This is a genomic window from Pedobacter frigoris (assembly GCF_032678645.1).
GTDB lineage: Bacteria > Bacteroidota > Bacteroidia > Sphingobacteriales > Sphingobacteriaceae > Pedobacter > Pedobacter frigoris_A.
This window is the reverse complement of sequence record NZ_JAVTSP010000003.1, coordinates 561,970-575,115: the sequence shown is the minus strand read 5'-3', so window position 1 is coordinate 575,115 and position 13,146 is coordinate 561,970. Positions and strand designations below refer to the sequence as shown.

General features: G+C 39.0%; 15 protein-coding genes. 8 read left to right on the top strand and 7 right to left on the bottom strand.

Annotation, left to right across the window (positions count from 1 at the left end; genetic code table 11):
* The first annotated feature begins 4 nt into the window (after positions 1 to 4).
* The 8 genes from R2Q78_RS12915 to R2Q78_RS12880 all read left to right on the top strand — a co-directional run bounded on the left by R2Q78_RS12915 (position 5) and on the right by R2Q78_RS12880 (position 7,601).
* A complete protein-coding gene (locus R2Q78_RS12915) occupies positions 5 to 1,024 on the top strand; it encodes an acyl-CoA reductase (protein ID WP_316792512.1) in 1,020 nt (339 codons plus the stop codon).
* An 86-nt stretch (positions 1,025 to 1,110) separates the two neighbouring features.
* A complete protein-coding gene (locus R2Q78_RS12910) occupies positions 1,111 to 3,009 on the top strand; it encodes a gliding motility-associated C-terminal domain-containing protein (RefSeq protein ID WP_316792511.1) in 1,899 nt (632 codons plus the stop codon).
* Between the two features lie 43 nt (positions 3,010 to 3,052).
* The gene (locus R2Q78_RS12905) at positions 3,053 to 3,256 is read left to right on the top strand and encodes a fructose-6-phosphate aldolase (RefSeq protein WP_136834192.1); all 204 of its coding nucleotides are present in this window, start codon (positions 3,053 to 3,055) and stop codon (positions 3,254 to 3,256) included.
* A gap of 2 nt (positions 3,257 to 3,258) precedes the next feature.
* Positions 3,259 to 3,942 (top strand): cell division ATP-binding protein FtsE, encoded by a 684-nt coding sequence (locus tag R2Q78_RS12900; RefSeq protein WP_316792507.1) that lies wholly within the window; start codon positions 3,259 to 3,261, stop codon positions 3,940 to 3,942.
* Positions 3,943 to 4,070: 128 nt separating this feature from the next.
* Positions 4,071 to 4,643: a nucleotide exchange factor GrpE gene (locus tag R2Q78_RS12895; protein ID WP_316792505.1), complete on the top strand. Its 573-nt coding sequence runs from the start codon at positions 4,071 to 4,073 to the stop codon at positions 4,641 to 4,643.
* 5 nt (positions 4,644 to 4,648) lie between these two features.
* Positions 4,649 to 5,812: a molecular chaperone DnaJ gene (gene dnaJ, locus R2Q78_RS12890; RefSeq protein WP_316792503.1), complete on the top strand. Its 1,164-nt coding sequence runs from the start codon at positions 4,649 to 4,651 to the stop codon at positions 5,810 to 5,812.
* 100 nt (positions 5,813 to 5,912) lie between these two features.
* Positions 5,913 to 6,638: a DUF72 domain-containing protein gene (locus R2Q78_RS12885; RefSeq protein ID WP_316792501.1), complete on the top strand. Its 726-nt coding sequence runs from the start codon at positions 5,913 to 5,915 to the stop codon at positions 6,636 to 6,638.
* 39 nt (positions 6,639 to 6,677) lie between these two features.
* On the top strand, positions 6,678 to 7,601 hold the full coding sequence (locus R2Q78_RS12880) for an exopolyphosphatase (protein ID WP_316792500.1): 924 nt from the start codon (positions 6,678 to 6,680) through the stop codon (positions 7,599 to 7,601).
* Here R2Q78_RS12880 and R2Q78_RS12875 read toward each other — a convergent pair.
* The 7 genes from R2Q78_RS12875 to ccsA form a co-directional block, all read right to left on the bottom strand.
* Positions 7,575 to 8,144: a Maf family nucleotide pyrophosphatase gene (locus R2Q78_RS12875; protein WP_316792498.1), complete on the bottom strand. Its 570-nt coding sequence runs from the start codon at positions 8,142 to 8,144 to the stop codon at positions 7,575 to 7,577. The two genes, R2Q78_RS12880 and R2Q78_RS12875, sit on opposite strands and share 27 nt — an antisense overlap.
* Positions 8,145 to 8,217: 73 nt before the next feature.
* Entirely contained in the window at positions 8,218 to 8,643 is a 426-nt protein-coding gene (locus R2Q78_RS12870) for a Spy/CpxP family protein refolding chaperone (RefSeq protein WP_316792496.1), read from the bottom strand.
* A gap of 96 nt (positions 8,644 to 8,739) precedes the next feature.
* Complete coding sequence (locus R2Q78_RS12865) at positions 8,740 to 9,267, bottom strand: HAD-IIIA family hydrolase (protein WP_316792494.1); 528 nt, start codon at positions 9,265 to 9,267, stop codon at positions 8,740 to 8,742.
* Between the two features lie 5 nt (positions 9,268 to 9,272).
* Complete coding sequence (iscX, locus tag R2Q78_RS12860) at positions 9,273 to 9,518, bottom strand: Fe-S cluster assembly protein IscX (protein ID WP_136834183.1); 246 nt, start codon at positions 9,516 to 9,518, stop codon at positions 9,273 to 9,275.
* A 19-nt stretch (positions 9,519 to 9,537) separates the two neighbouring features.
* On the bottom strand, positions 9,538 to 9,870 hold the full coding sequence (locus R2Q78_RS12855) for a 2Fe-2S iron-sulfur cluster-binding protein (RefSeq protein WP_136834182.1): 333 nt from the start codon (positions 9,868 to 9,870) through the stop codon (positions 9,538 to 9,540).
* Positions 9,871 to 9,909: 39 nt separating this feature from the next.
* Positions 9,910 to 10,671 (bottom strand): Rossmann-like and DUF2520 domain-containing protein, encoded by a 762-nt coding sequence (locus R2Q78_RS12850; RefSeq protein WP_316792491.1) that lies wholly within the window; start codon positions 10,669 to 10,671, stop codon positions 9,910 to 9,912.
* Positions 10,671 to 13,142 (bottom strand): cytochrome c biogenesis protein CcsA, encoded by a 2,472-nt coding sequence (gene ccsA, locus R2Q78_RS12845; protein WP_316792488.1) that lies wholly within the window; start codon positions 13,140 to 13,142, stop codon positions 10,671 to 10,673. Before ccsA ends, R2Q78_RS12850 begins: the two co-directional genes overlap by 1 nt.
* Positions 13,143 to 13,146 lie beyond the last annotated feature (4 nt).

Sequence of the window (13,146 nt, the reverse complement as noted above, 5' to 3'; positions counted from 1 at the left end):
AATTATGCCAATCCTTAATGCTGAAAAACTAATTATTGCATTCAAAAAACTCGGAGACTTCATGATCAATCCTGATGAAGCCTTTAAAAATTTAATCTTTTCTGCAAAGAACAGCAATGCATGGTTTACAGTTGAGGAGGTTGAAAAAGCCTTGAATTCTTTACACAGCATGCTTAATGAACAGGATTTAGCCAAATGGTTTGAAGAAATAGAGGTTAGTGATCATCCAAAAAAAGTAGGTTTAATTCTGGCTGGAAATATTCCGATGGTCGGATTTCATGATGTGCTTTCAGTAATTGCCACGGGAAATATTGCATTAATCAAACTTTCTTCATCGGACGACAAATTACTGCCTGCCCTACTCGCTCAACTGGTTAAAATAGAACCTCTACTGGCTCCACATATCGTTTATGCAGATCGTTTAAAAGATTTTGATACTATTATAGCTACCGGAAGTAATAATACCTCCAGATATTTCGAATATTATTTTGGCAATGTTCCGAACATCATACGTAAGAACAGAAACAGTATAGCTGTATTGACAGGCGAAGAAACTGTAGAAGAAATCACTGAACTAGGCCACGATATTTTTGATTATTTTGGATTGGGCTGCAGAAATGTATCTAAGATCTACATTCCTGAAGGATACGAAATTAAGAACTTCTTTGAGCCACTTGAGGGCTACAAGGACATCATCAACCACTTTAAATACAACAACAACTACGACTACAATAAGTCCATTTACCTGGTAAACAGCGCATCCCACTATGACAATGGTTTCCTATTGTTAAAAGAAGATACAGGCATGTCCTCACCATTATCGGTTCTATACTATCAGACTTATAAGGATACTGAGGAGGTTAATGAAGAGCTCAGTACGCTGGAAAACAACATTCAGTGTATCGTGACAAAAGCTCCTTTGTCTCTAAAAACAGGTTTGATCGGATTTGGCAGGAGTCAGGAGCCCAAGCTTTGGGATTATGCTGACAATGTAAATACGATTGAGTTTTTAAAGCAGATCTAGAGGCTGTTAACTTAATTTTATTCTACTATCTTTATGAATCCACCGATTGATTCATTGTGATTTTCCAAAGATTAACCGTAAACATATTGCTGCCTGTACTTATGCTGGTATTGACAAGCGTTCCTGTTAAATCTCAGGTATGCACCGGATCATTAGGCGATCCGGTTATCAATATTGACTTTGGGAGAGGGTCTGCCTTTTTTGGCCAGGGCGTAGGAAGCAATACCTCTTACAATTTTAACTCTTCAAGTGCCTCCGGCAATCCGCATGACGGAGACTATGCCATCGCAAAAACTACTGCCGGAATGAACTCAGGCTGGTATACGGTACAGAACCATACACCAAATGATCCTGACGGTTACATGATGGTGGTAAATGCAAGTGAAACACCGGGTGTGTTTTACGAATCAACTGTAGCCATAGACCTTTGTCCCAATACAACTTATGAGTTTGCCGCCTGGATAGTAAATATCTTAAGAAATGCGAACGGCAAAAAGCCTAACATTACTTTTTCCATATTGACACTTAATGACGACGTACTTCAGACCTTTAATACCGGGGATATCGACAATGGTAATCCCGAATGGAAGCAGTATGGGTTTCTTTTTCAAACGACCAATACAAGTGCTGTAAAAATAAGAATGATCAATAATGGACCGGGAGGAAGCGGCAATGATCTGGCACTCGATGATATCACATTCAGAGCTTGTGGCCCAAGTATTACGACTAAGCTCAACAGCACAAACAACAGTATTGAAAATCTATGTGAAGGCGGAAGCGGCAGTTTTTCTTTCAATGCAGATGTGCAGGGTTCAACCTCCCTTCAGTATCAGTGGCAATTCAACTTGAATAATGGCGGCTGGAATGATGTTACTAATGAGACTACAAAAAACATGCAGGTCACTTTCAACAATGCATTAGAAGGCACTTACCAGTACCGTTTTACTGCTGCTGAACCAGGAAATTTCAGTTCTGTAAACTGCAGGACCGTTTCTCAGGTACTGACCATCAATGTCAATCCCCTACCTGTCCTCAATATAGTACCCAACAAACTGGTTTGCTTAGGAGACCCGATTACCCTGGATTTAACTTCTACGGGGGGAACTTATGCGTGGACCGGACCCAACGGTTACACCGCCTCTGAAAAATCACCCATAATTCCAAATGCAACCGCTTCAATGAGTGGCCTGTATAAAGTTGTGGTCACTAGTGGTAGTGGATGTGTCAGTTCCACGCAAACAAATATTGCCGTAATACCTAGGGCACAAGCCACGGTGGTTAGTCCGGTTATTGAAATCTGCAAAGGAAGCAGCACCCAGCTGATGGCTTCCGGTGGTACTACATATAGGTGGTCTCCTTCTGAAGGTTTATCAGCTACGGAAATTTCTTCCCCTATTGCCAATCCGCAAAAGACCACTACTTATAAAGTGGTCGTTTCAAATGGCGTATGTGAAAGTTTCTCCGAAGTAAAAGTCGTTGTTTTAGAAGACCCGAAAGCTTCTGCAGGAACAGACAGAAAAATACTCGAAGGCCAGAGCACTACCCTGAATGGAAATGTAAGCGGAGACCATGTCACCTACAGCTGGTCGCCCAGCGATGGGCTTGATGACCCATCGAAAATAAATCCTGTGGCTTCACCTAAAAGAGACATTACGTATACACTGACTGCTATTTCCGACTGTAACATTTCTACTGATGAGGTATTCGTTAGGGTATACCCTACTGTAAAGATCAGAAATGCTTTTAGTCCTAATGGGGACGGCGTAAATGACACCTGGAAACTCGAGGCTGTTGATACCTATAAAAACTCGGGGATTAAGGTGATGAACAGGTATGGTGAATTGGTTTTTCAAAGCGCTGGTTATGAAAAACCATGGGATGGTAAATTTAAAAATGAAGATCTTCCTATGGGGGTCTATTATTATATCATTAATCTGGACCCGGATCTAAAGCCATTGACCGGATCAGTTACAATACTTAGATAAATAAATCATGATGGTCTCATTTTGAAATACTATTTTTGACCTGATGTATGTTATTAAAGTAAAAGGCATTGCTAAAATTCCTGATTATGTACAATTGAGGGACGATAAGTTTACTCTTCTGGCATATTTCAGGGTTGACAGACCTGACAAATCATTAGATAAATTAGGCCTGGGTGACAAATTGCCTTATATAATGGATTTTGTAAATGATTTGCCATTTGGACAAATCGCTAAAATAGATATTTAAAAATGACAGGAAACGCAGTTATAAATTTAAGAAATGTAGATGTATTTCAACAGAAACACCTGGTATTATCGAGTGTAAATTTGAATGTTGACAAGGGTGAATTTGTTTTTTTAATCGGCCAAACGGGTTCAGGAAAAAGCAGTTTGCTTAAGATCATCTATGGAGATCTTCATATTGGTAATGGTGATGGTCTTATCGCAGGCTTTGATTTAAAGAATCTGGCAATTAAAGATGTTCCTTTCCTGCGCAGAAAACTGGGTATCGTATTTCAGGATTTTCAGCTGCTAACTGACAGAACTATTGAAAAGAACCTTGAATTTGTATTGAAAGCTACAGGATGGAAAGACAAAGCGTTGATTGATGAACGCATAAAGGATGTTTTGGAGAAAGTAGGCTTGCGTTCCAAAATCAGGAAAATGCCTCATGAGCTTTCTGGCGGTGAGCAGCAACGTGTTGTTATTGCAAGGGCCTTGTTAAACAACCCCGAGATCATTCTTGCTGATGAACCTACAGGAAACCTTGACCCTGATACTTCTGAAGAAATTGTTTTGCTATTAAAACAGATCAGTCAGGGTGGTACAGCTGTCTTAATGGCTACACATGATTATCATATCATTCGTACATTCCCATCAAGAATCATTAAATGTGAAGGTGGTGTTGTTCACGAAGATGCACAGATAGTTTAATCTGATTATCTGACAAAACATTCTTTTTCAGCCATTCTGGTCAGTCAATTGTAATTAAAACTGACAGCATGGCGCATATATTTCATTGGCAAAACTTTTGAGTTTACCACCAAAAATTCTACTACACCATGTTTAGCAAGAAGAAAAAAGATAATAACGAAGATCCGATTGTGGAAAATAATACTGAAGAGCAATTAACTGAGCAGACTACTGATGAAACTGCAAGTGCTGAAACGGAAACCATTGAGTTGTCAGCTGAAGAGAAATTGAAAGAAGAAAATGCAGCATTAAATGATAAATATTTACGTTTATTTGCTGAATTTGACAATTATAAACGTCGTACGCAAAAAGAACGTCAGGAGCTTTTACAAACTGCAGGAAAAGATGTAATCATCTCATTGCTACCTGTATTAGATGATTTTGACCGTGCAAATAAAGCTATAGAAAGTGCTACCGATATTAATCCGATCCGAGAGGGTATTTCATTGGTTCACAACAAGCTAAAAAGTGTTTTAGGGCAAAAGGGATTAAAAGAAATGGAAAGCGTTAACACCGTTTTTGACACTGATAATCATGAAGCAATTACTAAAATCCCTGCACCAAATGAAGAACTAAAAGGAAAGGTAATTGATGAACTTGAAAAGGGATATACTTTAAATGATAAAGTAATCCGTTTTGCTAAAGTTGTAGTGGGCAGTTAAGAAATATGAGCAAGAGAGATTATTATGATGTACTTGGTGTAGCCAAAGGCGCATCTGCAGAGGAAATAAAAAAGGCATATCGCAAAATGGCCATTAAATATCATCCTGATAAAAATCCAGGTGATAAACAAGCCGAAGATAACTTTAAAGAAGCTGCCGAAGCTTATGAAATCCTGAGTAATCCGGAAAAAAAGCAACGTTATGATCATTATGGTCATGCCGGCGTTGGTGGTGCAGCTGGTGGCGGATATGGCGGCGGCGGTATGAATATGGATGACATCTTCAGTCAGTTTGGCGATATCTTTGGCGGTGGCGGCAGTCCTTTCGAAAGTTTCTTTGGAGGAGGTGGTCAGCAATCCCGTGGTGGAAGAAGAGTTGCTAAAGGAACAAACCTGCGCATTAAAGTAAAACTCACTCTTGAAGAAATTGCCAATGGCACAGAGAAAAAAATAAAAGTTAATAAGCAAATTACCTGTAAAACATGTGATGGCTCAGGAGCAAAAGATCGTTCTTCGGTAAGCACTTGTAAAACATGTGGTGGAAGCGGTGCGGTAAGAAGAGTTACAAATACCATCCTTGGTCAGATGCAAACCACTTCTACCTGCCCTACCTGTAATGGAAGCGGACAACAGATTACTGCAAAATGTAATTCATGTCATGGCGAGGGTGTTGTTCGTGGTGAAGAAACTATCACAATCAACATTCCTGCAGGCGTAAGTGATGGAATGCAATTGAGCATGAGTGGAAAAGGTAATGCTGCACCTAACGGAGGTATTCCTGGAGATTTAATCATCCTGATTGAAGAAATTCCTCACGAAACCTTAAAAAGAGAAGGCAACAATGTTGTTTATGACCTGCATGTTTCTATTATCGATGCAGCATTAGGATACAGTGTTGAAGTACCCACCATAGATGGAAAAGCTAAAATAAAGATTGAACCTGGTACCCAAAGCGGAAAATTATTACGCTTAAAAGGTAAGGGTATTCCTGAAGTAAATTCTTACCACCGAGGTGACGAGATCATCCATGTGAACATCTGGACACCTAAAGCACTTAGCTCCGAAGAAAGAAGCATGTTAGAAAAATTAAGAGAATCACCTAATTTCAAGCCTCAACCCGGTAAGAATGACAAGAGTTTCTTCGAAAAAATGAAAGAATATTTTGAATAAATAATATATTAATTTTTGAAGCCACCCAAAAGGTGGCTTTTTTTATGCAGCAAACTTTAGCACAAAAATTTTTGTTATAACCGTAACTGGATTTTAAATAATGGAATGGAGAATAGGTTGTTCGGGATTTTACTACAAGGAATGGAAAGATATCTTCTATCCTACCGGCTTACCCCAAAAGGAATGGTTTGAATACTATTGTCAGCATTTCAATACCATTGAGATCAACTCATCATTTTACAGGCAGCCTTCTCCTAAAAGCTTTGCAACATGGCATGATACAAGTCCGGATGACTTTCTATTCAGTATTAAAGCTCCGAGAACCATTACGCACTACAATAAGTTTAAAGATTCTTCGGATCTTATCGATGATTTCTACAATATCACAAAGGATGGACTGAAGGATAAACTGGGCTGCATTTTATTCCAGCTTCCACCAAGTTTCACATTTTCAAAAGATCACCTTGATTTAATTCTAAGTAAAATGCGGGCTGGCTTCAACAATGTAATAGAACCCCGGCACAAAAGCTGGTGGACAGATGAAGTTTTCGAAGCGTTTCGGACAAATGCCATTACTTTTAGCGGAATCAGCTACCCTTCTCCAGAAATCCCTGAAGATACGATTCAGAATGTTGATCCTGTTTATTATAGGTTCCACGGCAAACCTGTCCTTTATAAATCGCTATATCCAAAAGAACAAATCATAGAATTTGCTAAAAGCATTAAACCAATAAACAAAAAAATATTTGTCTATTTCAATAACACATGGGGAAATTCAGCACTGATAAATTCTAAACAATTGATCGGATTGACACAAAATAAATGAGTAGATTTTTAATAGCTTTGCGTCCCTAACCAAACCAACATGAGAGCAGCTATTATAGACCTTGGAACCAACACTTTTCATCTTATCATCGCAGAAATATCTCCTTCCCACCAGGTTCAGATTATCTACAAAACTAACGTACCAGTAAGGCTTGGAGAAGGCAGGATTAATGAAAATATCATTATTCCCGAGGCTTTTGAAAGAGGAATTAAGACATTGCAAGACTTTAGAACTGAAATTGAAAGGCACCAGGTAACTACGATAAGGGCGATAGCTACTTCAGCTGTGAGAAGCGCAGAGAATGGTGGCGAATTCGTAAATGCAGCCAGGGATCAGGCTGACATAGAAATTGAGGTCATTACAGGTGAGGTGGAAGCCGAATACATTTATAGGGGAGTAAAAGCTACAGGTGCTATTAAAAGCACTTCACTGATCATGGACATTGGAGGGGGAAGCACTGAATTTATAATCTGTAACCAACATGCTTTGGTTTGGAAGAAAAGTTACAATGTGGGTGCGGCAAGATTAATGCAGGCATATTTCAATTCAGACCCGATCAGTGAAAATGATAAGGCTGAGATCAAAACCCACTTAAATGATACACTTGAGGACTTAAAAATAGCTTGTTCAATTTATAAACCTACGCAACTGATTGGTTCAGCAGGCGCTTTTGAAACTTTTGCAGGACTCATTTTAGAAGATCTCGACATAAAAACAACAAAATCCGTAGCGATACCATTTACATCATACCAATCCCTGTCAAAACAACTAATTGCTTCAACACACCATGAGCGCGATCAAATGCCGGGCTTGGTTAAACTCAGAGTTGACATGATAGTAATCGCAGCAATTTTAACAGATTATGTCATTGAGACCTGCGCCATTAAGGAGATCACGCTTTCCACTTATGATTTAAAGATGGGAATATTGAGTGGCTTAAAATTCAGACAAGGCCTTGTATAGCTTTTCTGTTGGCAAGCCCATCACATTTGTATAAGAACCAATAATTTTTTCAACTGCGACCAACCCAATCCAGTCCTGAATGCCATAAGCTCCAGCTTTGTCCAGTGGATTGTAATTCTCAATGTAATAAGCTATTTGTTCCTTAGTAAGCACATTAAAAAACACTTCAGTTATGTCATAAAATGACTTAAGCTGATCTCTATAAGCAATGCTGACACCGGTATAAACCTGATGATTTGTTCCTGAAAGTTTGCTTAGAATTTGAGCAGCATGAAGTGCATCATTAGGCTTACCAAGTATTTCATTGTTATAGGAAACGATTGTATCTGCTGTAATTACAACATTCGAACTGCGGTCCTTAATAAAGGCATTAGCTTTTTTTTCAGCGATATAAACCGCAATTTCTGAAGGAGAAAGCGCGGATGGATAGCTTTCATCTACCTCTTTTAAAACTACCTGAAAATCCAGCCCCATCAATGTCATCAGTTCTTGTCTGCGGGGCGATTTTGATGCCAGTATGATTGGTAGTTTTTGCTTGTACATATAGATTCTTTAATTGTACAAAAATAATAAAAGCGACCATAAGTCGCTTTTATTATTTAAACTGGCTTGTTGACTATTGTTTCGCTTGTCCCTGACCACCCTGGCCTCTGCCTTCCATTCTTTTTTTCTGTTGTTCTTTTCTTTCCTCTTTTAAGGTAGTGAAAGCTTTTTTCTGATCATCAGTCAATAAAGCATTGATTTTCGCATCAGTTGCATCATTAAGTTTAGTCATAGAAGCCATCATTGCATCTCTGTCTCCGTTTGCTTCTTCACGCAATTTTTTCATACTTGCACCTTGTTCAGCATAGATAGCAGTAACTTTAGTCTTTTGATCTTCTGTAAGCTTCAGTTTTTCAGTCAAATTGTCAACTTGTCTCTTAGCCCTTTCTTCAGGAGTTCCCATTCCGCGACCACCTTGTCTTTGACCTTGTCCATCTTGCGCTTGTGCAAATGTTATCACACTGAATAACAATCCGCAAATAATCAATAATTTTTTCATAATTCTGTTTACTGTTTTTGTGATAGTTAGAGAATAAACAGCACCTGAGGTTTAATCACTCAAGGTAACATACTTGTTGCAACAAACAAACTAAAGCTATTTGCCGGAATCGGCGGCAGATGGGTTCTCGTCGAACCACTTAGATTGCACCCTAAGTACTTTTTCAATGATATCCCTTACCGCTGTTTTACCGCCGGTATAGGGAGAAATGTATTCGGATACGGCCTTGATCTCAGGCACAGCGTCAGAGGGACATGTTGGGAGCCCCACTAGCTGCATTACCTTTAAATCCGGGATATCATCTCCCATGTATAAGATTTCTTCAGCACTAAGGCTATATTTAGCCAGAAGGCTCTTATATATTGCTACCTTATCTCCTACTCCCAAATAAATCTCCTGTATCCCCAGTCCTTCAAACCGCTTTTGCATGGCTATACCCTTACCACCTGAAATCACGCATATCAGATATCCTCTTTTAACAGCAAGCTGCAGGGCATAACCATCTTTAATATTGAATGTTCGCAAAAACTCACCATTATCTGATGCGATGATGTCACCGTTGGTCAATACGCCATCAACATCAAATATAAATGTGGTAATCTCTTTTAGCTTTTGCAGAAACATGCCAATTAGTCTTGGTTATCTCTCCATTCGTAAACCCAGGCAGACTGGATCTGTTCAAGGTGACCTTCGTTACTTTCTTCTCTGGTTCCCTTGAAATTAGGCAATTCCAATACCCATTCTAACAACTCGGTAAACCTGATGCGGTATATTTTAGCTTCGTTAAACTCATCACCGAATTTCTCATATAATTCCTGAGCAATATCCTCGTGATCGTTCCAGTATATTGGCAGCGCAAATTTATCTTGTATCATTATCTTCTTAATTTGTTAATTAGTGACCTAAAAATTCTGATTGATCAGGTATTGTTACTTCGATATCACCATCTATAACTACACATTGACAACCCAGTCTTGATGTAATCCTTGGACGGACGGCTCTGTCAATAAAATCTTCTTCTTTATCAGATATCTCCTGAATGTTATCCATTCCCTTAAGTACATATACATGACAGGTACTACAACCACAAACACCACCGCAATTGTGCTGTAATTCTATCCCATGATCCATACAGGCATCCAAAACGGACTCCCCACCTACGATAGGCAGTTCTATAGATTCTTTTCCCTGCTCTTCAAAATTTATCTTTAATTTAAAAATACTCATAATTGTGTTCAAAAATAAGCACCAAAAATGGCAATTATACTATGAATGTGTTTTTTTAATGCTTTTACTTAAAGTTTGATATATCCTTGCCAAATCAGGCATTTGATCTAGCAATTCCAGATGTTTCAATATGGTTTTTTCGTCGTTTCTTACGGCCGGCCCTGTTTGTACATTTATTGGCAATTCAGTTTGTACTTTAACAGCCGTCTCCATAATCAATGGTTTGAGCATTTCAAAATCCAAACCATGGTGTTTAACAAGCTCATTACTCAGCACATACATATGATTCACGAAGTTACATCCAAAAACTGCCGCAAGATGCAATATCTTTCTTTTCTCGCTATCTACTTCATAAACCATAGGTGTCAAGCCTAAAGCTACAGATCTTAATTTGTCTAAAACAGATTCATCTAGAGATTCAATACACAAGGGTACGTTTGCAAAATCCAGTTGTTTCTTTTTAGAAAAAGTCTGCAAAGGATACAGTACCCCGTAATTTTTAAATGAAGATAATATGCTGATATCTGTGGCTCCAGAGGTATGGACAACTAAACCCTCTACACCTTTAAGTGCCACGGCTACTTCAGCTATAGCATCATCTTTAACTGCTATAACATAAAGATCCGCAGACCTGTCAATTTCTTGAAACGTTGATATTGATTTGGCTTCTAATTCATTCCCCAGGATAGCAGCGTTGTCCAGACTTCTGCTCCAGATCTGAGTCAGATTAGCTCCTGACTTTTTTAGGGCATGAGCCATATGTGTTGCCACATTACCGGAACCAATACAAACTACATTCATTAAACAGCTTTCACCTCTTTCTGTCTTCTAAAGATTGAGATCAGAAACCCAATCACCATTACAATAGTTCCAATCCAGTACAAGTTGATATATGGAAACTCTATTGATTTGAAAACAACCCAATCCTTCGCCTGTTGTGGTTTTTCATAAACCTGAACCTCAACTTTTCCCTGGTCTGGAAGCACTTTGGTAAACCTAACCCGTAATCCAAGTTCATCTATGTTGCGGGCAAAATCAAAAACGTTATTGCCTTTGATCAAAAATATAGGTTCTGCTTTATAAATCTTTCCGCTAACATTTACCTCCAATGGTAATCCCACGGCCAGATCACCTGGAGCAAGCACCAAATTTTTAGCCACTGGTTTATTATTCAATGCCTTAATGGTAAGTACACCGCTACTGGTATGCAGAGTATCTCCTACCGCTAAATTCACAATACGCGGAGCTTTATAATTCTCTTCTTCAGTGTGTCCTTCGTGATCAGCATGATCACGATCGGCCTCTTTCACAGGTGCACTTGTGATGTGGGTATATATATCGTAAGTCAGGTAGTGTTTTGTATCAGGAGAAGCGATAAGTCCCATAGCTTCATTGGCCTGAACATGAGGATTCAATTCAAAATCTTCTTTTACTTTTCCTGTTTTTTCATCTACCACTTTAAAATTCAATTTAAAGAAAGTATTCGGAGCTATAGTGGTATCGCTAATATAAGTTACCGTAAAGCGCCCCATTTTCTTAGGCTCATTTCTATAAAGCACGATATTTTCACCGGGTTTTTCAGCTTTCTCAAAACCCTCTACAGGGATGAACTTTGAAGCATTTAAAGAAATAGGTTTATTCGTTGCGGCCGCAACTAAAGCGCCCAGCAAAAGTAAAGCAAAACCTATATGTGCTACTGCTGCACCTATCAGCTTACGTTTACCACCAAATGCCTGAGCCAAAACCCTTGCATTAGACAGAATCGCAAACAAACAACTAAACGTCAGTAATATATACATCAGGTTACCATATATCCCGGTGATGTAAACAAAGCCGGCGGTGATTACAGCTGCGAATGTCACCGAAGCAATCAGGCTGCTATAGAATTTACGGATATCAGTCCTTTTGTATTTCATGAACTGTGAAAATCCAGAAATGATAGTTACCAGAATGGCAAAAGGTGCCTGCCACTGATTATAATATTTAACCGCATCAATTGGTGGCGCAAAGTTAGTCCCGAACGCTGCATTAAATACAGGAACTGAGGTAGAAAATATAACCTGTATACAAGCCACTGTAACCACCAGCGCCCCTATAAACATCCAGAATTCCCTTGAGTAAGTCTCCTCATCTTTATTCGTAATTGGAAGTTCTTTCCACCTTACAATCAACAGAACAACAGGAAGAACAAGGAACACGATATTATATAATATCAGATGACCAAACATTCCGAGATCGGTAAATGAGTGTACCGACGTTTCTCCAAGAATGCCACTTCTGGTTAAGAATGAAGCATATAATACCAATACAAAACTCAAAAACACCAGCATAATCGCAGTAAAAAATGCATGCCCGGTATTCTTAAAAGCAATCATTACGTGTACGCCTGCGATTAAAGTTAGCCATGGAATGATAGACGCATTTTCTACCGGGTCCCAGGCCCAAAAACCGCCAAAATTCAGTGCCTCATATGCCCAAAAAGAGCCCATGATAATACCTGTTCCTAAAACCATTACAGCAAACAATGCCCATGGCATAGCAGGTTTTACCCATTCTTTATATTTCTTCTGCCACAATCCAGCGATTCCATAAGCAAAAGGTACCACCATACTGGCAAACCCAAGGAATAGTGTCGGTGGATGTATCACCATCCAATAGTTTTGAAGAAGTGGATTTAGCCCTTTTCCGTCGGTAATAAACTTAAGGTAATTCTTGAAATTTTCAGGATCAGCAAATATTGGCGCCATCTCCTTAAGATTCATGGCATCCCTAAGCAAGATAAAAGGCGAACTTCCTATACGCTCACCGAATATTTGCACGCCTAACAGCATGGAAGTTAGAAAAGCCTGAGAAAGAGCCACTGTGGTCATTACTCCATTTTCCCACGACCTTGCTTTCCATATCAATATAGCTCCAAGTACAGATTGCCAGAAAGCCCACAACCAAAAACTTCCCTCCTGACCTTCCCAGAAAGCAGAAACAATGTAATATACAGGAAGGGCTTTTGATGAATGAGACCAAACGTAATAATATTCATTATAATGGTTCAGGATCAGATAGAACAAAGTAGCACCTATCCCTATGATACTGGCGAAATTTACAAGAAAGCCTATCCGACCAAGTCGTGTCCAGGATTGATCCGAAAGATCCTTATTACGTGTAGCAAAAAAATAAGAGATGGTTGATAATAAAGATGCTCCAAACGCTAAAACAATAAAGAATTGGCCGATTTTACCCGGAAGGAGATTCTCTCCAATAAATTGTATATCCATTAAG